Below are 20620 nucleotides of genomic sequence, written 5' to 3'. Positions count from 1 at the left end.
CGCGCACCAGTCGTACACAGACTCGCATCTGCACGATCGTGCACCCGGCTCTCGCCCCAGAAGGTTTCTACCTGCATGCGTACCTCCTCCAGACCCGACGTTCCCCAGGCGCACCCGCCGCACCTGGTGGGGAGGTGCCGTCCGTGCTCCGGTACGTGACACGCAGGGCGGCGGGCTGGTTCCTGGTGATCGCCATGGCCACCAACGCCACATACTTCCTCGCCAGTTGGTTCCTCGACCCGCGCTCGAACTTCAAGGAACTGCGTCCGGTCCGCACCGAGGAGCAGATATCCCGGGCCCTGGCCCCCTACAACCTCGACCCGCACGAGCCGCTGCTCCACCGCTGGTGGGACTGGCTGACCAGCGTGGTCCTGCACTTCGACTGGGGCCGCTCCCCGGTCGGGGTCCAGGTGAACGGGGAGATCGGCTACCGCTCCCTCGTCAGCGCCGAACTGGTGATCGGCGCGACGGTCCTGTCGGTCGTCGTCGGTGTCGCCCTCGCGGTCCACACCGCCTCGCGCCAGTACGGCTGGAGGGACCGGGCAGCCCAGGCCCTCTCCATGGCGCTGTTCAACGTCCCGGTGTCCATCGCCGCCCTTGCCCTGGTGCTGCTGGCCATCCGGCTGAACGAGCAGGCCGGTTGGCACTTCCTGTACGTCGCGGGGGAGAACTCGCCCGGCGTGGAAGGGTTCTGGGCGACGGTCGGTGACCGGCTGCTGCACCTGATCCTGCCGACGCTGACGCTCACCCTGACGGGCTACGTGGGCTACCACCTCACCCAGCGCTCCCTGCTGCTGGACGTCATCGGTTCCGACTTCGTGCGCACCGCCCGGGCCACCGGGCTCACCCGTGCCCAGGCGATCCGCCGACACGCCCTGCGCACCGCCCTGATCCCCACCGCACAGTCCGTGGCCTTCAGCATCCCGGCCGTCTTCACCGGCGCGGTCCTCACGGAGACGATCTTCGGCTGGAACGGCATGGGCCAGTACTTCATCCAGACCATCGGCAAGAACGACGTGCACGGCACCGTGGCGACCGCCGCCTTCGCCGCCGCCCTGACCGCGATCGGTGCGATCCTCGCGGACATCGCCACCGTTCTCCTCGACCCGAGAGTGCGGGTGAGCTGAGATGGGCACCCCTGTGAGCCCCGACGCGACCTCCGAAGGCGTACTCGCCATCGCACCCGCGCGAGCCGCCGATCCGCCGCCCACCGGGCACGATGGGCGCGACAGGCATGACGTGCACGACGGGCACGACGGGCACTATCTGGGCCGTCGCCGTCTCTACCTACGGCGCTTCCTGCGCAACCGGATCGCCGTCGCCGGCGTGGTGATCTTCCTGCTGCTCGTGCTGTTCAGCGCGCTCGGCGACCTGTTCACCCCGTACGGCTACGCGGACGCCGACTTCTCGGCACTGACCCAGGCCCCCAGCGCCGAGCACTGGTTCGGCACCAACCAGGGCGGCAACGACGTCTACGCCGCCGCCGTGCACGGCCTCCAGCGCTCGCTCGTGATCGCGGTGAGCGTGTCCGTGCTGACCGTCGCCATCGCCGCGGTCGTGGGCGCGGGCGCGGCCTACTTCGGGGGCCGGGTGGAGAAGACCACCCTCGCCGTCATCCACTTCCTGCTGATCGTGCCCTCCTTCCTCATCCTCGCCCTGGTCTCGCACCGGCTGGCGGGCGACTGGCGGGTCCTCATCCTCGTGCTGACGGTGTTCGGCTGGATGTCCACCGCGCGCGTGGTCTGGTCGGTGTCCACGTCCCTGCGCGAGCGCGACTACGTGCGCGCCGCGGAGTACATGGGCGTGCGCCCCCTGCGCATCGTGGTGCGCCACATCATCCCGAACCTGGGCTCCCTGCTCATCGTCAACCTCACCCTGGGCGTGGTCTCCACCGTGCTCAGCGAGACCGCCCTGTCCTTCCTGGGCTTCGGCGTGCAGACCCCGGACGTGTCGCTGGGCACGATGCTCGCCGACGGCGCGGGCACCATCACCAGCGCCCCATGGCTCTTCGCCTTCCCCGCCGGGCTGACCGTCCTGCTCACCGTCTCGATGACCTTCGTCGGCGACGGCCTGCGCGACGCCCTCGACCCCACGTCCACCACCGGCGCGGCAGGAGGCCGACGATGACCCTCGCACCCGCCCACCACACCGGGCCCGTGGCCGGCTCCCCGGCCGGGCCCACCGAGCCCGCACCCGTTCTGTCCGTACGCGACCTGAGCGTCTCCTTCCCCTCCGAGGCCGGACCGGTGGAGGCCGTGCGCGGCATCGGCTTCGATCTGCTGCCAGGGCGCACCCTGGGCATCGTCGGCGAGTCCGGCTCCGGCAAGTCCGCCACCGCCCTCGCCGTCATGGGCCTGCTGCCGCCCACCGCGCGCCTCGGCGGCCGGATCCTGCTGGGCGGCCGCGACCTGGCGGCGATGGACGACAAGGGCCTCTCCCGGGTGCGCGGCAAGGACATCGGCATGGTCTTCCAGGACCCGATGTCCGCGCTCACGCCCATCTTCAGCGTCGGTCGGCTGCTCTCCCAGGCCCTGCGCGTGCACCGGGAACTGTCGAAGAAGGACGCGTGGGAGCAGGCGGTGGAACTGCTCGACCTGGTCGGCATCCCCGACCCGCGCGAACGCGCCAAGTCGTTCCCGCACGAGTTCTCCGGCGGCATGCGCCAACGCGTCGTCATCGCCCTGGCCATCGCCAACAAGCCCTCGGTCCTCGTCGCCGACGAGCCCACCACGGCGCTCGACGTCACCGTCCAGGCGCAGATCCTCGACGTGCTGCGCCTGGCCCAGCGCGAGACCGGCGCCGGCCTCGTCCTGATCACCCACGACCTGGGCGTGGTGGCGGGCCACGCCGACGACGTCGCCGTCATGTACGCCGGACGGATCGTCGAGCACGCGAGCGTCGACGAGCTCTTCCGCCGCCCCACGATGCCCTACACCGCCCGGCTGCTGGCCAGCGTCCCCACCGTGGACAGCGGCGTCGAACGGCCCCTGATCCCGGTCGGCGGCGAGCCGCCCTCCCTGGTCGGCCTGCCCGGCGGCTGCCCCTTCGCGCCCCGCTGCGCGGTGGCCCAGGACGTGTGCCGGACCACCGAACCGGACCTGACCGCGCCGGACCTGACCGCATCGGACCTGACCGCATCGGGCGGGCAGCGCGGCCGCGTCGCCTGCCACCGCGCGCGGGAGATCGCCGACGGAACCCTCGACCCGGCCGGGCGCGCCGCTCCCGTGCCGCCGTCCCGCGCCGGAGAGCGGACCGCGGGCGAGGTGGTCCTGCGCGTGGAGGACCTGGTCAAGACCTTCCCCGTCACCAAGGGGGCCCTCCTCAAACGCCGGGTCGGAACCCTGCACGCGGTCAACCACGTCAACTTCGAACTGCGCGCGGGCGAGACCCTGGGCCTGGTGGGGGAGTCCGGCAGCGGCAAGACCACCACGCTGCGCGAGGTGCTGCGGCTGCGCGCCCCCGAGGGCGGTCGCATCGAAGTGGCCGGCACCGACGTCGCCACGCTGCGGTCGGCGGCCCAGGTGCGCGAGCTGCGGCGCGACGTCCAGATCGTCCTCCAGGACCCGACGGACGCCCTGGACCCCCGCCTGACCGTCTTCGACCTGCTGGCCGAACCGCTCCAGGCCGCCGGTGCCGACCGGACGGCCATCCGGTCCCGGGTCACCCGTCTCCTGGACCTGGTGGGCCTGGACCGCGCCATGGGCGACCGCTTCCCCGCCGCCCTGTCCGGCGGCCAGCGCCAGCGCGTCGGCATCGCGCGCGCCCTGGCCCGCGAGCCGAAACTCCTGGTCCTGGACGAACCGCTGTCCGCGCTGGACGTCTCCGTGCAGGCCGAGATCATCAACCTGCTCGCCCGACTGAAGCGCGAACTGGGCCTGGCATACCTGGTGGTGGCGCACGACCTGGCCGTGGTGCGCTACGTCTCCGACCGCATCGCGGTGATGTACCTCGGGCACATCGTCGAGTCCGGTGCCACCGAGGAGATCTTCGCCCGACCCCGGCACCCGTACACCCAGGCCCTGCTGTCGGCGATCCCGGTGCCCGACCCGGAGCGCGAGCGCCACCGCGAGCGCGTCGTCCTCGCGGGCGAGCAGCCCAGTGCCACCCGGCTGCCGGAGGGCTGTGTGTTCGTCGACCGCTGCCCGCTGTACCGGGAGGCCGACGAGAGCGTACGGACCCGCTGCCGCACCGAGCGGCCGGCGACCGTCGGCGCCCCGGACGGCTCCGACCACCAGTACGCCTGCCACGCGGTCTGACACCCGCCCCGTCCCACCCCCTTCTCACCGATTCCCACCAAGGACAACCCATGCGCCGGAAGCTCGCCCTGCCCCTCGCGCTCGCCGCGGCCGTCTTGGTCGCCGCCACCGCGTGCTCCTCCTCGTCCTCCTCCTCGTCTGCCTCCGGCGGATCCCCCGGCGGATCCTCCGGGCCGAACGCCGAGAACGCCGCCAAGATCGCGTCCTCGGTCACCGACTACAACCCCCAGCCGTACGAGAACATCAAGGACGGCGGCACCTACACCACCGCGGGGACCTTCGACGAGCAGGGCAACCCCTTCAACGTCAACGGCACCCTGAACTCCTCGCGGATCTGGTCCTGGTACAACGCCCACGCCATCACCTACTCGCCCACCGGCGAGGTCCAGTACAACCCGGACTACTACAGCGACGTGAAGGTCTCGGTCGAGGGCGGCGACCAGAAGGTCGTCATCACCCTCAACCCCAAGGCCGTCTTCAACGATGGCACCCCCATCGACTGGCGGGCCATCGAAGCCACCTGGAAGGCCAACAACGGCTCGGACAAGGACTACGCGGCCTCCTCCACCGACGGCTACGACCGCATCACCTCCGTCACCCGGGGCGCCGACGACAAGCAGGCGGTCATCACCTTCAAGGGCGTCAACGCCTCCTGGTCCGCGCTGTTCACCACCTTCCTGCACCCCCAGGCCGCCACCGTCGACAACTTCAACAAGGCGTACGTCAAGACGGCCCACCCCGAATGGGGCACCGGACCGTACACCGTGGGCACCTGGGACGAGCACTCCGGCAACATCACCTTCGTGCGCAACCCCAACTGGTGGGGCCGGCCGGGCAAGCTCGACAAGCGCGTCTACGTCAACCTGGAGAGCGCCGCCTCGATCAACGCCTTCAAGAACGGCGAACTCGACTACGCCCCCGTCGGGACCGCGGAGAACCTCAAGCAGGTGAGGACGGTCAAGGACGCCGAGATCCGCAGCGGCGGCAGCCCCTTCGAGTACGCGCTGTACCTCAACGCCAAGTCCCCGTTCCTCGGTGACGTCCAGGTCCGCAAGGCGGTGCAGGAGAGCATCGACCGTCCGCAGATCACGAAGATCCGGTTCCAGGGCCTCGACTACACGGAGCCGCTGCCCGGCTCGGCGGTGCTCTACAGCTTCCAGCAGGGCTACCAGGACAACGTCGCCGCTGTCCTGAAGTACGACCCGCAGGAGGCGCGGAAGACCCTGGACGCGGCCGGCTGGAAGCCCGGAGCCGACGGCATCCGCGCCAAGGACGGCAAGCAACTCGAGCTCGGCTACACCGTGCTCGGCGACGACCCCATCGAGAAGGCCACCGCCGGAGCGCTCACCGCGATGCTCAAGGCCGTCGGCGTGAAGGTGAACGTCAACAAGGTCTCCGAGAACGACTTCTCCAAGGTGCTCAGCGACCGCCGCTTCGACCTGTTCATCTCCGGCAACCGCTCGACGGACCCCTTCGGCGCGCGATACCTGTGCGACTTCTACTGCTCGGACCGCGACTCCAACATCACCGGAGCCGGAACTCCCGAGCTGGACAAGGAGATCCGCGCCACCGGCGAGATCGCCGACCTCGGCCAGCAGGTCGCGGCCGTCAACAAGGTCGAGCAGAAGGCCCTCCAGCAGTACGCCTTCCTGCCGCTCTACAGCGGCCCCTCCACCTACGGCATCAGGAAGGGCCTCGCCAACGTCGGTGCCACCATCTTCTACAGCCCGCTGCCCGAGACCATCGGCTGGCAGAAGTAGCACCGGTGTTTCGGCGCCCCTGCGGGGCCCGCTCGTGAGCAGCACCATTTGACGAGCGGGGCCGAGGACGCCGCGGCCCCGCAGCTCGCCGCCGCCCCCGGGCGCTCCCGCCCGGGGGCCGTCGCGCCTCAACGCCGGCCGTGCGCCTCCGGGTGGACGGCGCCGGGGGTGTGGAGCGGTGGCCGGGTGTCCGTCCCGCGTGCTGGAGAAGGGGGGATCTGCACCACGCGGGGCGGGGGAGCGGGTACGGGCGGGGGCCGGGACCAAGCGTGGGGCGCGCGGCCCGTCCGTGGGCGTGGGACCGGGTGTGCAGGGAACGCTCCGCCGGCCGGCGCGAGGTGTGGACCGGCCGGCGGAGGAGGGTGATCAGGCCTGCGAGCGGCGGCGCGAGGCGACGACCGCGCCGGCGCCCAGCACGACGGCCGCGCCGGCGGCGGCGCCGAGCTGCCCGAGCGGGGCGGTCGAGCCGGTGGCGGCCAGCGAGCCACCGGCGGTGCTCCGGCCGTCCGTGGTGGCGGTGGTCGTCGTCGCGGTGGTCGTCGTGCCGCCGGCGGCCGAGACGGGGGCGACCGTGGCGTCGGGGGTCACGGTGGTGACCGCCCGGGTGGTACCGGAGCCGCTCCGCGAGGTCTCCGTAGCGGTTTCGGCAGAGGTCTTCGCGGCGGCCTGGTCCTTGGCCCGGGCGGTGAACTGGCCCTCCTTCAGGAAGGCCCGGACCTCCGCGATGCCGCCGTCGAGCGCGGCGAGGCCGGCCTTGCGGACCTCGGGCCCCCCGGCCTCGACGAGCTGCGAGACGTGGATCCGGTCGTCGCTCGCCCGCAGTGGCTCCAGCTGCGTCTTCAGGAAGTTCTCGACGTCCGCCGCGCTGCCGGCGAGCGCCTTCTCGGCCGCCTCCCGGACGTGGCGGCCGGTGCCCGCGTCGGCGAGGACGTCCTGGACCTTGGCGCGGTTCTCGTCCTCCGCCCGGGCGACGTACTGGCCGGTCTTCAGGAAGGCGCGGACGTCCTCGACGGTGCCGGACATCGCGGCGTTGGCGGCCTTCTTCACCGCCGGGCCGCCGTGGGACATGATCTGGCTGAGCAGGACCCGGTCGTCGTGCTCGGCGGCCGTCTTCAGCCCCGTGTCGAGGAAGCGCTCGACATCCGCGGCGGTTCCCGCCAGTGCCTGCTGGGCGCCCTCGCGCACACCCGGTCCGCTGTTCGGGTCGTCGAGGAGCTGCTGCAGCTTGGCGCGGTTCTCGTCCTCGGTCCGGGCCGTGTACTGGCCGACGTTCAGGTAGGCGCGGAACACGTCGAGGTCGTTCGAGCCGAACGCGGCGTTGGCGGCCTTCGTGACGGCCGGGCCGGCGGCGTTCATGGTCCGCAGGATCGCGATCCGCGCGTCGTCCCGGCGGATCCTGTCCGCCTCCACCGCGAGGAAGTGCGCCCGGTCCGCGGGGGTGCCGGCGAGGGCCTGGCCCGCGTGCTCGCGCAGGTAGTCGCTCGGAGCCGTGAGCAGGTAGTCGTTCGGGTAGACGAGCAGCCTCTCGATCGCCGCCCGGTTCTCCTCGTCCGCCTTGGTCTCGGCCGGGTCGGTCTGCTCCTGCCCCGTCGGGACGGTGTCGGCGAACGCCGGGGCGGCGCCCAGGGCGACGGGCGCGGCGGCTGCGGCGAGGAGGACGGCAGCGAGCGAATGACGGATCTTCAACGGTCCCCCGGGATCTGCAACACGGATGAGCCAGTCGCGGCCTCGCGACGGTCGGCCGAGTGATCGTATAGCAACGGTACCCCCCGCTGGCGAACACATTTCCGTCACGTCCCACGCTTCGGCTTCGTCGCGCACCGCCTGGTCACACCAGCCGGGAGAGCTGCCCGGGGTCCCCGTCCCTACCCGTTCGGGACGCCGTCCCGGTCCGCGCCGTCCACACCCCGGGCCCGGCACACCCGCCGCCCGCTCCGCACCGGCCCGGTCGGTGCGGCCCCGGTCGGCGCCCCCGTTCCGACCGTGACTCTCGACAGCTTCGGTTGGGGCGGCTGAGCCGGCCGTGGAGATCGTCTACGCCGGCCTGATCCCCCGGCAGCCCGGCGAAGGCGTCCGGCCGAGCGGCGAGGCCGAGCCGAGCGACCCGAAGGCGGCCCGACGCCCCGCGCACCACCGGGGAGGTGCCGTCAACCTCGCCCGCCGGGAACGGCGGCGAGGCGGCCGAGCATCGCCATCACGGTGATCCGCGCGTCCTTGTCGTTCGTCACCGCACAGTGGGCATCGACGCCTCGCTCGTCCGGTGCTTCATCCGGCTCGGTCAGGCCCACCCGGACCAGGTCGACGGCGTACTCGCGGCACCGGGAGTAGTCCGCTACGGCGCGCACCGCCTCGACGTGGTCGATGCGGCCGGGATCCGCAGCGCGCAGCAGCGCGGGGGTGGGCAGCGGGCCCAGCACCTCCCCGATCCACCCCGCGACGGTCTCCCGGGGGCAGCCCCGCTCCAACCGCGAAGCGCTCGCCGCGGCGAGCGCCAGGTGAATGAGGAGCGACCCGAACCAGTTGGCGGCCTCGGCCGGAGGCGTGTCCGTGCCCGCCGGCGGCATCACGGCGCGGTACAGCGCAGCCGGGTCATCGGCGTGTGCGGCGGCGGCGACTGCCTTCACGGCGCTGCCGAGGGCAGCCTGGTCGATGGTCACGTCGGTGCTTCTTTCCATAGTCGGCAGCCGTCAACTTACCGCTCCGGCGCGGTCGAAGGACCGTCAACCGCATCATTGTGTGGAATCAGCTCCGTCAAGCAGCGGTCGTCATCAGGTGGCTGTCGTGATCTGCTGTGCGGCTGCTGCTCGTGCAGCGGCCTCTTCCACCTGGCGTCGGCCGGATTCACCTCGGCTCCAGATGAATGCGCGCCGACGACGTGGCGCGTCGCTGCTCCGGTTCCGGAACTCCTCGACCGCGACGTTGCGGACAGCCGCCATCGGATGGTGCGGCCTGATGCTTCGGGGACGTCGGTGAGGCTGTCGAGTTGCTCGGCGCTTCGGTGCAGTTCGAACCCCCGGTGGCCGTGGCCGTCGCGGGTTCAGCACGGACCTCCCGGACCGCACTCTCGGGGACGGGCGGTCACGTTGACGATCGGCAATAGCGTCGCGGTGGCTGGGACGCCGGTCTGACGCGGCGTAGGCCCCGCTGGCGGTGCGCAGCGGCCTTCGGCCCGGGCCCTGGCCGAAGGCCGCCGGGTGCTACTGGGCGTTATCGGGGTCGGTGCGGTCGGTGCGGCCGGTGCGGCCGGTCGCCGGGTTCCTGGGTGGGGAACTGTTGGCCCGCGCCCGGAAGGGCGGGCGCCGGATAGTTCGACACCTCGTACTTGGCCAGTTCGAGCTGCTCGGCGGTCGGGGGCAGCGCCGGGGCCTTGCACACGCCGCCGTTGAACTGGAAGGCCGAGGTGAGGTCCCCGAAGGCGTTGCGACGCCAGTCGGTGACGGTGGCCGACCGGACTCCGGTGAACCGTTCCAGGAACTGCAGCACCGAGGTGTGGTCGAAGGCCTCGCCGGCGACCCAGCCGCCCACCGTCCAGGGCGAGATGATGATGCACGGCACCCGGAAGCCGCCGCCGATCGGCAGACCGCCGACGAACTCGCCCGGCGTGGCGGTCGGGGGCACCGGTGGCGGCACGTGGTCGAACAGCCCGTCGTTCTCGTCGTAGTTGAGGATGAACACCGTCTTCGCCCAGACCTCGGGGTTCGAGGCGACCGCCTCGATCTTGGAGGCGACGTAGTCGGCACCGGCGGCGGGCAGGTAGTCCGGGTGCTCGGACTGGTAGCCGGTCGGCAGGATCCAGGAGACGGCGGGCAGCCGGTTGTTGCGCGCGTCGTCCTCGAAGGTGCCGGCCGGCCGGGCCGTCATGCCCTTGCGGTGCAGCGCGCTGCCGGGCGCGGCCTGCTGGAAGCTCTTGAAGAGCGAGAGCATGTTGGTGCCGTAGTTGTCGGCTTCCTGGTAGACCTGCCAGCTGACGCCGGCCGCCTCCAACTGTTCGGGGTAGGTCTTCCAGGTCAGCGGCTCGGGCGCCGAGTTGCTGATGATCGGGCCGCCCTGGCCGCCGTCGGCTCCGATCGAACCCGTCATCCAGTACAGCCGGTTGGGCCAGGTCGGTCCCTGGACCGAGCAGAAGTAGTTGTCGCAGATGGTGAACGACTCGGCCAGGGCGAACTGGAAGGGGATGTCCTCCCGGGTGTAGTACCCCATCACGTACGGGCCGTTGACGCCGTCGGCGGGCCGGTGCGCGGACAGCCACCGGTCCATCTTCCCGCCGTTCCAGGCCCGGTGCTGCACCGACCAGGAGTGGCTGGTGGACGGGATCGCCTGCGCGCTCGTGGTGAGGGTGTCCAGGTGGAACGGCAGCAGGTAGCCGTCCGGGTTGACGCTGTCGGGCTGGTAGAACACCGAGCGTCCGTTGTCCAGCCGCAGCGCGTTCGGGTCCGCGAAGCCGCGGACACCGGCCAGCGTGCCGAAGTAGTGGTCGAAGGACCGGTTCTCCTGCATCAGCAGGACCACGTGCTGGACGTCCCGCAGCGAACCGGCCTTCGGTACCCCCGCCGCTACCGCTCGTTGGACACTCGGTGGCAGCAGGCTCATCGCCGCTGCCGCTCCCATCGCGCCGGCCGCCGATCCCAGCAGCCTCCGTCGGGTTATTCCGGACATCAGCCCCACCCTCTCCGTCGCGCCGGTGCGCGTGCGGGATGTCACCGCACCGGACCACCTGTGGCCTTCCCCCGGGAGCTTCGAGGCAGTGGAGACGGCGGATGAACAGCCAAGGAATGTCAGGTACCCGACAGGCACTGAAGGCGCCCCCGCACCACGCTGCTGACAGCTCCGAAGGGATGCCCGAACGCCGGGCGGGGGGCGGTCCGTACGCTGTTCGAAGCCGGGCCTCCGGGGCACGGTCACCACGGTGACCTTCTACCAGAGGCCGGCAAAGTCGGGTGGTGACCGCAGATTCCCGATCATTCGCCCGTCGTTCAGGAACAACGTGGACCACCGCTCACCTGGTTGCCGAGGCCCTGGTGCGCGGGGTGGCGGCCGGGCAAGCTAGTTTGTCCGGGTGAGTCTCCTCGATGATGTGGCTGAGCGCGACGGCTGGCGATGCTGGGTGTGCGACGAACCGGTCGACCCCGACAAGTCGGTGAACGATCCCAGGGGGCCCAGCGTTGACAGCCGGACCGCCGACCGGAAGGCCAAGGTCGCCGAGCGGCTCGCGCACCGCGGGTGCAACACCCGCAAGGGCGCGGTCAAGGTGGTCATCGCCTGGCCGGACCGCCTGTACGTGGCCGAACCCGCGCCGCTGATCACCGTTGCCACGAGGCTGGAGCGCAAGGGGGGCCGCGAGATGGTGGGCCGTTGTCCGACCAGGCAGGACGCCCAGGACGCGGCGGATTGGTTGGTGGACCGGTTCTCCCGACTGGCACCGGGGCTGCCGGTGACCGCCGACATCGAGGCGGGCGGCGGCCAGTTCCTCGTCATCCTGGCCACCGGCCGCCGCTGATCGGGGACCACCAGCGCACACTCGCGTCGAGCCGAACCGTCGACCCACATCGACCCGCCCTGACAAAGGCTGGCCCACGGGCGCGTGACGGGCTGCGACTGCTCGACCGGCGGGCGACCCAACCGAGCGACCCACCCCCGCGCGTGCGGGGCCGACGCGCCACCGTGCGCTGCCAACGGCCGAACGATCTTGTCGCTGGCCTCCAGTAGTCGGCCGCGTCGTCAGCTGGCGGAGATCAGGATGTCCACGAGCGGGCGGGTCCGGTTGATCGCGCAAGGTGAACTTCGACCTCAGGACAGTTTCGCTTCGGGGGCGAAGGCCGGCAGCTTCTCGAGACTGCTGCGCACGGCCTCGGCGCCGTACTCGAACATCTGCCGCTCGTAGTCGTCGACCGCACTGAGCAGATCCTGGCGGCCTTCGCGTGCCTCGATCAGGCAGCGGCGCAGCAGGTCGGCGTCGCGCAGTGCGGTGTTCGCACCGTTGCCGCCGGTCGGGGAGATGGCGTGGATCGCGTCGCCGAGCAGCGTGACCGGACCGGACGCCCAGCGCTCACCGGGCTTGACCACCCGGATGGACAGCAGGGTGCTGTTGTCCGGGTCGGCCTGCTCGATCAGCGTGCGTAGCTGCGGGTGCCACCCTTCCATCCTGGACAGCACGGTGTCCTGCGCGGTCAGGTTCTCCGGTGAGCCGTTCGGCGGCAGGATCATGGCCCAGCGCACGTAGTCGCCGATGTCGGGCAGCGTGACTTCGGGGGCCAGTTGCTGGGTGGCCTGCTTCGGCGGGGTACGGAAGCGCATCGCGCCGAGCAGCAGGCTGACGCCGTCGCCCGCGATCTTCGAGCCGTATGCCTTGGACAGGCCGGCGAACTCGTCGGTCAGCGGGGTGCGGCCGATGACGAACCGGACGCCGGTGTCGGTCGGGGTGGTCTGCGGCGACAGCACCTCGCGGACCGCGGAGGTGACGCCGTCCGCGCCGACGAGCAGGTCGGCGGTGGCCGGGTCGCGGCGGGCGAACTGGGCTTGGACATTGCCGTCGGCCAGCACGTCGTAGCCGGTCAGCGCGGCATCGGTGTGCACGGTGAGGCCGGTCAGCAACAGGTGTCGCAGTACCTGCCGGTCGACCACGATGCCGGTCCGGCCCGCGCCGAGCCTGCCGATCTCGTTCAGCTGCGGGTCCAGGATCAGCTGCTCGGCGGAGGCGTCCATGACGATCTCGTCCAGCAGCGGGTGCCAGCGCGTCGGCAGGCAGTCGCGCACCGCCTGGAAACCGATCGGGTCCAGCACGAGCCGGTAGCCCTGGAATCGTGCGGCGATCCCCGGGTCACGCTCGAACACGTCGGCCTCGATCCCGGCACCGCGCAGACCCTGCGCGAGGGCCAGGCCTCCCAGGCCTGCTCCGACAATGGAAACTCGCATCGCATACCTCCGGAACATCGGTACGAACTTAGTTCGTTTCGGTGATCTAAGTTCTAATCAACGAACTTAGATCGCGTCAAGGTATAGTGGTCGGCATGTCCGCCGATCCCCGCCAACGCCGCGCAGCTCGCCACGCCCAACCCGCAGCGGAGGTCGCCGCGTCGGCGCCACGCAAGAAGCCGATCACCGTCGAACGGATCACCGACGCCGCCCTGGAGGTCGTCGCCACCGAGGGGTATGACGCGCTGACCATCCGCCGGGTCGCCGCCGTGCTCGGCACCGGTCCGTCGTCGCTGTACGCGCACATCGTCAACAAGGACGACATCGACGATCTGCTGATCGGCAGGCTCTACGCCGAGGTCATGCTCCCCGAACCGGACCCGGCCGCCTGGCGCGAGCAGCTGCTCGGGGTGTACACACAGATCCGCGACCTGTACCTGGAATACCCTGGAATCTCGCGCGCCGCGCTGGCCATGGTGCCGACCAACCTGGAAACGCTGCGAGTCGGCGAAGGAATCCTGGCGATCCTGCTCGCGGGCGGCATCGAACCGAGGACGGCCGGATGGGCCCGCGACGCGCTCTCCCTCTACGTCAGCGCCTATGCACTGGAGCAGTCGCTGGTCCGGCAACGGCGCCGGCACCAGGATCACGAATGGGTGCTCAGCCACGAGGAGTTGCTGGACCGCTTCACCGCACTGCCCGCCGAGAAGTTTCCGCACACCCGACGCCATGCCGCCGAGCTGATCTCCGGCACCGGACACGACCGCTTCGAGTTCGCCCTCGGCCTGCTCATGAACAATCTGCGGCCCACATCCGGTTGACCCGCGGCGTGCGGTGGCCACATGGCGCCGAGACGATCACAAGGCACGTGGAGAAGAAGTCCCTGGCCATCCACTCCCAGCTGATCAACTGCACCGCCTCCGAGGTCGCTGCGATGATCGAGGGCACGATGCGGCACGACACCACCATGGACGTGGAGGCCAACTACACGGACTCGCACGGCCAGTCGGAAATCGGGTTCGGCGTCACGAGGCTGCTGAACTTTGATCTGCTGCCGAGGACCAAGCGGATCAACAAGGTGAAGCTGTACCGGCCGGGCCGGCGAGCCGGACGCCTACCCGCAGCTGGCCCCGGCGCTGACCCGCCCGATCCGCTGGGAACTCATCACCCAGCAGCACGATCAGATAGTCAAGTACGCGACCGCGATCCGGACCCGTACCGCGTCCACCGAGGCGATCCTGCGCAGGTTCACGGGCCAGCGCTCGGCCGTCTGACACGCGCCCGCGGAGTCAGCGGTCAGTGTTGAAAGCGGTAGCGGGTCTGGCTGTACGTCTCGCCCTTGCCGAAGGCGAATCCGGCCTCCGGGTCGATGCGGTACAGCAGGACCTTGCCGGAGCGGATGGTGCCACCGAGGCCGTGCCAGGTGCCGTCCGGGCTCGTCAGCAGGTCGCCGTACTTGCTCTCGTAGGCGTCGGCGGTGGTGCTGCGTTCAGCCGGATCGCACACCAACTCGGCACGTCCCTCGATGGTGATGTCGATACCGTCGAGGACGTTCGTGCCGGTCGTCATGACGCAGTGGTCGTTCGCGTGGAGGTTACGCGTCTTGCGCTCTTGGTCACCGGTGGCGAAGTACAGGGCGCCGCCGGTCCAGACGGCCAGCAACGGTGTCACGTGGGGCCGGCTGTCGGGCCGGACGGTGGACAGCCAGAACAGTCGCGCCTGCTCCAGCTCACGCAGTGCGGTCGGCCAGGGGGTCGCGTCGGCGCCTGAGTCGCTGAAGGGTCCGATCTCGGCGACCGGGTCACGGTCTGACATGGAAGCTCCTCAATGGGTCAGTTGGAAATGGGGTCGGTCACGATCTGGTCGACGGGAGGCGTCGCGGTCTCTCTGGTGACCGGTGCCGATCGCTTGCCGAGCACGGCCAGAGCGATGACCACGCCCACTGCCGCGACGAGGCCGATCACGCCGAACGCGGCCTGATGACCGGGAACCAGCGTCTGCGGCGCGGCGATCCCAGGCGTGGGTGCCTGCGCGGCGACAACGCTGCCGGCGATGGCTACGCTGAGGGCGGTACCAACCGCGAAGCAGGTATCGGCGAGTCCGGCGGCCAGACCGGAGTGCCGTTCAGCGACACCGGTGAACGCCGTGATCTGCGTACAGACGGTGGCGGTGCCCATGCCCGCCCCGAAGACCAACAGGGCAAATGTCAGCAGTTCCGGTGAGCTGTGCTCGGGCACCACCAGGGTGAGTAGCAGGCAGGCTCCACCGAGCAGGGCAGTGTCGACGGTCGCGACCGGACGCACGCCGATCCTGGTCACAACCCGCTGGCAGACCAGAGCGCCGACGACGGCCGCCACGGTCATCACCCCGGCCGTGAGGCAGTATCACCGGCGCGAGGATCAGCACCACCACCCCGACCGGGACGTCGGTCCAGAAGACCCACTGCCAGCCGAGCGTACTGGTGATCAGGCCGCCGAGCAGCAGCCCGGCGGTGGCACCGAACCCTCTGATCCCACCCCCAGATTCCCAGTGCCCTGTTCCGCTCGCTGCCTTCGGCGAAGGCGTTCATCACCATGGGCAAGGCTGCGGGGGCGATGATGGCGGCCGACACACCCTGCAAAGCGCGGGCCGCAACCGGGGCTTCGACCGTCGGGGCGAACCCGCGTCCCAACGAGGCCAACACGCGCAGCGACATCCCGGCCAGGAAGACCCTGCGGCGGCCGAGCAGATCCGCGGCGCGGCCGCACAGCAGCAGCAGGCCGGCAAAGGCCAGCGCGTAGGCCGTGACCGCCCAGTGGACGGTGGTGCCGTGCACCCGAAACTCCCGCTCGACGGCCGGCAGGGCGGTGAGCAAGCTGGTCCCGTCCAGGATGGTCATGAAGAACGCCGTGCCCAGCAACACCAGCGCCCGCCACCTCAAGGCGGCCGCCCGCGGGCTCACTCGCGCCCTCCCGTACCCAGCTCGACGCCCAGCGCGTCAAGCCAGTCGCCCGTGCCGTGCTTCCGCCAGGAGGGCTCCTCCCGGCCATCGAGGAAGGCGCCCTGCTCGGTGAGGACCAGCCGGGTGCCCCCATCGGCCGGGCAGAACGCCACGGTCGTCAGCGATACCGTCGCCAGGTCGTCTTCCACGTGCAACATGGAGGTGTAGACGATGCGCTCGTCCCGGACGATGTCGCGGTACAACGACTCAAACGTCATCGACAGGCCGCTGTCCGGGTGGCTGCGGTTGACCTCCCGGCCCCCGACCCGGAAGTCCAGTTCATGCTCCGCATCGGGGGTGGAGAACCAGCGGGCCTTCGCCTTCGGGTTGGCCCATGCCGCGAACACCCGGGCCGCCGTGGCCGGGTAGAGGCGTTCGAGGGTGAACGTGGCGTGCGTGACAGAACGGTCGATCATCACAAGTTCCCTTGCTCCGGTGTGCCGGGATCATCGAGCAGGTAGTCGCCGAGCTGGTCCAGGCGCCATTCCCAGGACGTGCGCTGCTCGGCAAGCCAGTCCTCGGCCGTCCGCAGTACCTCCGGCTCGATGCGGCAGGTGCGGACGCGGCCGACCTTCTCGGATCTGACCAGCCCGCACGCTTCCAGCACCTGGATGTGCTGTATGACCGCCGGTAGCGACATCTCCAGTGGCCTGGCCAGTTCGCTGACCGGCGCAGGCCCACGGATCAGGCGCTGCACCATCGCCCGGCGCGTTCCATCCGCCAGCGCCTGGAACACCCGGTCCAGCGATCCACCATAGTTAGGCATGTACTTAACTATGAGTCGGCACATATTTACAGTCAAGTGCTTCCTTGCTGCGTAACTCGCGCCGGATAGTGTTCGGATGCAACGGATCAGGCGATTCCGCCGGGCGGCGCCACGGCCCGCGGACAGGGGGAGGTCAACGTGATCGTGGGTACCGGCCGGAGGCTCGTCCTGATCCGTCATGCGCAGGCCGAACGGGAGACGGCGGTCGACAGGGAACGGCGTCTCGACGAGTGGGGGCGGGAGGAGGCGTCCCGGGCCGGACGATGGCTCGCGGGTTCCGGCATCACGCCCGATCTCGCGCGGGTGTCCGGCGCCCGCCGGACCAGGGAGACCTGGGAACGTGTGGGCGCCGCGTTGCCGCGGCTCCCCGAGACGGTCCACGAGCAGGGGCTCTACGACCTCAGTGTGGAGATCCATCGGGGGGAAGCGGGGATCGGCGAGCTGGTCGCGATGGTGCGGGGGAGTTCGGACGACGTGGGCGACCTGGTCGTCGTCGGACACAATCCGAGCCTGTCCGAGCTGGTCCGGCTCCTCGTCGGAACGGCCGACGGCGACCTCTCGCGGCGGGTGGAGGAGTCTGGGTTCCCGACCGCCTCCGTGGCCGTCCTCGAGTTCGACGGTTCCTGGCAGAGGATCGGGCCCGGAGTCGCGAGGATCACCGCGTTCTGGACGCCGTCGCAGGGTTGAGACGGTGCACCTCGAGGCGTCGGTGCGTCCGGCGTCCCACGCCCCACCACCCTGGCCGGGCCCGCCGGCGGCCGGAAGGTCTACCGGTTCCAGACCGCCCGGTGACCTCGTCGCCAGCGACATCCGGCGGTCGACGTCTGTCCGATGAGGTGTTCAACTGCTCATTTGTCTGGTCATTTGTCGGACAGGACTCAGGGCCCGACGCCGTCGTGCCTGGACGACAGCGTCGCAGGCGTGCCGTGCTGAGCCTCACTGCACGGCGGGGGCTGCGATGCTGTCGAATCGTCGGCAGACCGAGGAAGACCGGCGAGGCTGCGTTCCTGCCGAGCCAGTCTCCAGCGTGTCCGCCTCGGTGCGAAAGACCCAGACGGTGAGGGCCTGGACACCCAGACCGCCGCGATGGGCCAGCGTCCACAAGCCCGGCCATGGCCTGTTCCGGCGCGCCACCGGGCGGGAGCTGCGGCATCTGGTCCTGCCGGGACAGCGCAACGATCGGGCGACCCGCGACGCCGTGGTCGACCTGGAGGCCGCCGGGAGGGTGCGGGAGGATCTGCGCCTGCCGGACAACCGCAAGCTGTGGACCCTGACCGCGACCGGGCGCCGCGAGGCCGCCGCCCTGCTCCCAGCCGGGGCGAAGCTGTCCGCGCTGCGCCCCGAGCGGGACGGCCAGGGCAGGGTGTTCTCCGAGCACGCCCTGGACGTCGTCGCCACTGCCGGTGGCCTTCTGCGATGCCTGGTGGTTTGCGGGGGCGGATCGGGGTGAGAAGAGGACCGGTGGTCGAGAGCGTGGTTCGGACGGTGGACATCCCCCTCTTCATCGTCCGGACCCGTGCCACCGGGGTTCAGAGCCCGGCCACCGTGGCGGTCACACACCGGTGGCCGGGCGCCCCATGGCCGGTGTCAGGGCCGCTGGCCGTCCCGGAGTCAGTCGAGTTCGAGTTCGAGTTCGAGCGCGGTGCGTGGGGGTGCATGGGTCGGCGACGGCACCTCAGCCCTGGCCGACAGGCGGGCGGATAGGGCGTTCAGCCGCTCGCCGACGGTCCGAACCCGGTCCAGCGATGGCTACCGTCTCGGCGGGCGGGTCCCTTCGGGCACCATCGGCCGGGAGTTGAGCTCTGGTCAGACCGGGTTCGGGACGAGGCCTGTGGCGTACTGCCGAGTGGTGTCACCCGCTCCCGGTCGAGGACGCGGGACCGGACCTGCTCAGCTGAAGCCGACCTCGGTGAAGCAGCAGCCTCCGCGCTCGGCTGCGGACAGGGCCTGGACCGACGTGAGCCGCGGGGTATCGCGGAAGTACTGACGGAAGCCCGACGCGCGGAACTTCAGGTCGAACGAGTGGCCTTCGACGTGCCATTGCGGCCAGTCCTGCCTGCCGTCGTCCGGCGCCAGCCGGCGCACCGAGTCGATCTCCAGCTCCGGATGCATGCCCTTGAAACCGAGGTCGCCCTCAAGGTCCCAGACCTCTTCGAAGACGAGCGTCGCAGGGGCGATCCAGAAGGAGAAGTTCTTTGCCGGCCGGACCGGGTGGACCCAGCGGACGATGTAGTCGAGGTCGAGCAGAAGCCGAGGCAGGACGTCTCGCGTCTGCTGCACGTACAGGCCGTGGACGGTGGCGTCGTGCCATCCCATCTCCTCGAAGTCGGTGTCGCTCCAGACACTCTTCGAGAGGCCCGATTCCTGATGGCTGCCGCTGTTCATACCTGTATCCAAGCAGGCCGCGCGCCAGTGCGTCGTCGGCGGCCACCAGGTCGGCGCCGCCGCCGTCCCGCCGCCGTCCGCGCCGCGGAGGTGCCGGGGGTGGTGCCAGCCCTGACGGCGGCGTGGATGCGGTCGCCCTCTGGGTTTCGGTAGAGCTGGGCGCGCAGCCACCAGTGGTGCAGGGTGCCGCCGAACACACAGTCGTCGGCCTCGCTCATCTCCCGGTATACCTCCATCCGCCGCGCAGGCGACGGGTACCAGAAGCCGGCTGTCCCGGTCGACGAGGCGTGGGGTCTGACAGGCGGGCCACGGGAGTGAGTGGAGAGGTGCGCACCGCTGCCCTGGCCCTGGCCAAATACGGTCGGTCGCCCCTGCATTCAAGCCCCGTCCACTACCGTGAGAGGCTTTGTTTCATGTGCTGCACTCTGATTCAGCGCCCTCACGCGCTCGTCTCGTTGTCCGCCTTTCGACAAAAGGTGCGTTTTGCCGTGATCGCGGTGGCGTCGTGAGCTAGACAGCGCGAGTCGTTCTGGTTTTCGACGGGAGTCAGACCATCTTCACCGGTGCCCTATTCCTCGCAATCCCGGTGGCGATGCTCGGAGGCCTTGTGTCGTTCCTTTCTCCTTGCGTCCTCCCTCTCGTCCCAGGCTACTTGCCCTATGTCACTGGATTCTCTGCTGCGGACCTTGCCGACGCCGAGGGTAGAAAACGCGGCCGAGTTCTACTCGGCGCCACCCTCTTCGTTGCAGGATTCACGATCGTGTTCGTATCCGCAGGAGCATTATTTGGATCGTTCGGATATTTCCTCCAGCAGCATCAGCGTATTATTCAACAAGTATCCGGAGCGTTTGCAATCCTCATGGGATTGACGTTCGCCTGCTTGCTGCCAAAATTTGCTCAGCGCGAGTTCAGATTGCACCGACGGCCGATTGTCGGTTTGATCGGAGCCCCCGTGCTCGGCGTGGTCTTCGACGTGGGATGGACACCATGCCTGGGACCGACACTCAGCGCAGTACAGGTGCTCGCCATGGAACAGGCGAGCGCCGGACGGGGAGCCCTGCTCAGCGCCGCCTACTGCGTAGGCCTGGGCCTTCCCTTTCTGGTGACGGCAGTCGCCTTCCGTGGCGCACTCGGAGCATTCGGCTGGGTGAAACGGCATTACCTCCTGGTCATGAGGCTGGGCGGCGGCATGCTAGTCATCGTAGGAGTCCTGTTGCTGACAGGAGCTTGGGACCAGATGATCGGAATCATCAGGGAATGGGCAAGCAACTTCGATCAGTCCGGACTCGTGTCCATCTAGCGTCCCAGCCCGAGAAGACAGTGAGGCGCCTACCGGTGGGACCGGTAGGCGCCTCTTTTGCCCAGCGCCCCAGCGCCGGTTCTCCGTCCCGGCTGATCAGCGGCCGTGTTGTGAGCTCGGCGACCGATGTGACCTCAGAGGGTGTTCGATACCGATTTAGGCTGCTGCGAGAGGTTTCGGGCGGAGGTATTGCCCGATTTTGTCGGGGCTGGCGGTCAGGCGGTTGGTCATGGAGTTGACCATGGCCCAGTGGATCATCGA

Annotated in this window: 18 protein-coding genes and 3 pseudogenes; 10 read left to right on the top strand and 11 right to left on the bottom strand. The window is 70.0% G+C overall.

Annotation, left to right across the window (positions count from 1 at the left end):
• Positions 1-143: 143 nt before the first annotated feature.
• Genes AC07AL_RS30565 through AC07AL_RS30550 form a run of 4 tightly spaced genes read left to right on the top strand, consistent with a single transcriptional unit; the run spans position 144 to position 6016 of the window.
• Positions 144-1127 (top strand): ABC transporter permease, encoded by a 984-nt coding sequence (locus tag AC07AL_RS30565; protein ID WP_363587103.1) that lies wholly within the window; start codon positions 144-146, stop codon positions 1125-1127.
• A 1-nt stretch (position 1128) separates the two neighbouring features.
• Entirely contained in the window at positions 1129-2127 is a 999-nt protein-coding gene (locus AC07AL_RS30560) for an ABC transporter permease (RefSeq protein WP_400985747.1), read from the top strand.
• Complete coding sequence (locus AC07AL_RS30555) at positions 2124-4256, top strand: dipeptide ABC transporter ATP-binding protein (protein ID WP_478318951.1); 2133 nt, start codon at positions 2124-2126, stop codon at positions 4254-4256. Before AC07AL_RS30560 ends, AC07AL_RS30555 begins: the two co-directional genes overlap by 4 nt.
• A gap of 50 nt (positions 4257-4306) precedes the next feature.
• Entirely contained in the window at positions 4307-6016 is a 1710-nt protein-coding gene (locus AC07AL_RS30550; RefSeq protein WP_478318950.1) for an ABC transporter family substrate-binding protein, read from the top strand.
• Between the two features lie 366 nt (positions 6017-6382).
• Here AC07AL_RS30550 and AC07AL_RS30545 read toward each other — a convergent pair whose 3' ends face one another.
• The 3 genes from AC07AL_RS30545 to AC07AL_RS30535 form a co-directional block, all read right to left on the bottom strand.
• On the bottom strand, positions 6383-7702 hold the full coding sequence (locus AC07AL_RS30545; RefSeq protein WP_363587100.1) for an ALF repeat-containing protein: 1320 nt from the start codon (positions 7700-7702) through the stop codon (positions 6383-6385).
• 461 nt (positions 7703-8163) lie between these two features.
• On the bottom strand, positions 8164-8673 hold the full coding sequence (locus tag AC07AL_RS30540; RefSeq protein WP_478318949.1) for a hypothetical protein: 510 nt from the start codon (positions 8671-8673) through the stop codon (positions 8164-8166).
• A gap of 550 nt (positions 8674-9223) precedes the next feature.
• Positions 9224-10672: an alkaline phosphatase family protein gene (locus AC07AL_RS30535; RefSeq protein WP_478318948.1), complete on the bottom strand. Its 1449-nt coding sequence runs from the start codon at positions 10670-10672 to the stop codon at positions 9224-9226.
• Positions 10673-11072: 400 nt separating this feature from the next.
• On the opposite strand from AC07AL_RS30535, the gene AC07AL_RS30530 reads away from it, so the two are divergent.
• Positions 11073-11513 carry a hypothetical protein gene (locus AC07AL_RS30530; protein WP_400985757.1) on the top strand — a complete coding sequence of 147 codons (441 nt, stop codon included), beginning with the start codon at positions 11073-11075 and terminating at the stop codon, positions 11511-11513.
• A gap of 290 nt (positions 11514-11803) precedes the next feature.
• Here AC07AL_RS30530 and AC07AL_RS30525 read toward each other — a convergent pair whose 3' ends face one another.
• Positions 11804-12928 (bottom strand): FAD-dependent oxidoreductase, encoded by a 1125-nt coding sequence (locus AC07AL_RS30525; protein WP_400985759.1) that lies wholly within the window; start codon positions 12926-12928, stop codon positions 11804-11806.
• A 95-nt stretch (positions 12929-13023) separates the two neighbouring features.
• On the opposite strand from AC07AL_RS30525, the gene AC07AL_RS30520 reads away from it, so the two are divergent.
• Positions 13024-13749, top strand: coding sequence for a TetR/AcrR family transcriptional regulator (locus AC07AL_RS30520; RefSeq protein WP_363587092.1), 726 nt, complete (start codon positions 13024-13026; stop codon positions 13747-13749).
• Positions 13750-13793: 44 nt separating this feature from the next.
• Positions 13794-14181: pseudogene (locus AC07AL_RS30515) on the top strand (Tn3 family transposase); the annotation flags it as partial.
• A 43-nt stretch (positions 14182-14224) separates the two neighbouring features.
• Here AC07AL_RS30515 and AC07AL_RS30510 read toward each other — a convergent pair.
• From AC07AL_RS30510 to AC07AL_RS30485, 6 genes and pseudogenes are all read right to left on the bottom strand, one after another.
• Positions 14225-14743: a pyridoxamine 5'-phosphate oxidase family protein gene (locus AC07AL_RS30510; RefSeq protein ID WP_400336135.1), complete on the bottom strand. Its 519-nt coding sequence runs from the start codon at positions 14741-14743 to the stop codon at positions 14225-14227.
• A 17-nt stretch (positions 14744-14760) separates the two neighbouring features.
• A complete protein-coding gene (locus tag AC07AL_RS30505) occupies positions 14761-15285 on the bottom strand; it encodes an MFS transporter (protein WP_400985761.1) in 525 nt (174 codons plus the stop codon).
• 37 nt (positions 15286-15322) lie between these two features.
• Positions 15323-15394 (bottom strand): annotated as a pseudogene (locus AC07AL_RS30500) (hypothetical protein); the annotation flags it as partial.
• Between the two features lie 61 nt (positions 15395-15455).
• A pseudogene (locus AC07AL_RS30495) lies at positions 15456-15806 on the bottom strand (MFS transporter); the annotation flags it as partial.
• Between the two features lie 59 nt (positions 15807-15865).
• Positions 15866-16324 (bottom strand): SRPBCC family protein, encoded by a 459-nt coding sequence (locus tag AC07AL_RS30490; RefSeq protein WP_400985763.1) that lies wholly within the window; start codon positions 16322-16324, stop codon positions 15866-15868.
• Complete coding sequence (locus AC07AL_RS30485; RefSeq protein ID WP_400985764.1) at positions 16324-16674, bottom strand: ArsR/SmtB family transcription factor; 351 nt, start codon at positions 16672-16674, stop codon at positions 16324-16326. The genes AC07AL_RS30490 and AC07AL_RS30485 overlap by 1 nt, the downstream gene beginning before the upstream one ends.
• A gap of 138 nt (positions 16675-16812) precedes the next feature.
• On the opposite strand from AC07AL_RS30485, the gene AC07AL_RS30480 reads away from it, so the two are divergent.
• Both AC07AL_RS30480 and AC07AL_RS30475 read left to right on the top strand, forming a co-directional pair.
• The gene (locus AC07AL_RS30480) at positions 16813-17361 is read left to right on the top strand and encodes a SixA phosphatase family protein (protein ID WP_478318945.1); all 549 of its coding nucleotides are present in this window, start codon (positions 16813-16815) and stop codon (positions 17359-17361) included.
• A 352-nt stretch (positions 17362-17713) separates the two neighbouring features.
• The gene (locus tag AC07AL_RS30475) at positions 17714-18124 is read left to right on the top strand and encodes a hypothetical protein (RefSeq protein ID WP_478318944.1); all 411 of its coding nucleotides are present in this window, start codon (positions 17714-17716) and stop codon (positions 18122-18124) included.
• A gap of 440 nt (positions 18125-18564) precedes the next feature.
• Here AC07AL_RS30475 and AC07AL_RS30470 read toward each other — a convergent pair whose 3' ends face one another.
• The gene (locus AC07AL_RS30470; protein WP_478318943.1) at positions 18565-19059 is read right to left on the bottom strand and encodes a hypothetical protein; all 495 of its coding nucleotides are present in this window, start codon (positions 19057-19059) and stop codon (positions 18565-18567) included.
• Between the two features lie 529 nt (positions 19060-19588).
• On the opposite strand from AC07AL_RS30470, the gene AC07AL_RS30465 reads away from it, so the two are divergent.
• On the top strand, positions 19589-20359 hold the full coding sequence (locus tag AC07AL_RS30465; RefSeq protein WP_478318982.1) for a cytochrome c biogenesis CcdA family protein: 771 nt from the start codon (positions 19589-19591) through the stop codon (positions 20357-20359).
• Positions 20360-20620 lie beyond the last annotated feature (261 nt).

The organism is Kitasatospora sp. NPDC043949, assembly GCF_056435365.1.
This window is presented reverse-complemented; position numbering and strand designations above follow the sequence as displayed.

Coding starts and splice junctions, on each gene's coding strand:
- AC07AL_RS30485 (WP_400985764.1), bottom strand. CDS start 16,674: ATGCCTAACTATGGTGGATCGCTGGACCGGGTGTTCCAGGCGCTGGCG.
- AC07AL_RS30555 (WP_478318951.1), top strand. CDS start 2,124: ATGACCCTCGCACCCGCCCACCACACCGGGCCCGTGGCCGGCTCCCCG.
- AC07AL_RS30550 (WP_478318950.1), top strand. CDS start 4,307: ATGCGCCGGAAGCTCGCCCTGCCCCTCGCGCTCGCCGCGGCCGTCTTG.
- AC07AL_RS30470 (WP_478318943.1), bottom strand. CDS start 19,059: ATGAACAGCGGCAGCCATCAGGAATCGGGCCTCTCGAAGAGTGTCTGG.
- AC07AL_RS30535 (WP_478318948.1), bottom strand. CDS start 10,672: ATGTCCGGAATAACCCGACGGAGGCTGCTGGGATCGGCGGCCGGCGCG.
- AC07AL_RS30520 (WP_363587092.1), top strand. CDS start 13,024: ATGTCCGCCGATCCCCGCCAACGCCGCGCAGCTCGCCACGCCCAACCC.
- AC07AL_RS30490 (WP_400985763.1), bottom strand. CDS start 16,324: ATGATCGACCGTTCTGTCACGCACGCCACGTTCACCCTCGAACGCCTC.
- AC07AL_RS30560 (WP_400985747.1), top strand. CDS start 1,129: ATGGGCACCCCTGTGAGCCCCGACGCGACCTCCGAAGGCGTACTCGCC.
- AC07AL_RS30510 (WP_400336135.1), bottom strand. CDS start 14,743: ATGTCAGACCGTGACCCGGTCGCCGAGATCGGACCCTTCAGCGACTCA.
- AC07AL_RS30525 (WP_400985759.1), bottom strand. CDS start 12,928: ATGCGAGTTTCCATTGTCGGAGCAGGCCTGGGAGGCCTGGCCCTCGCG.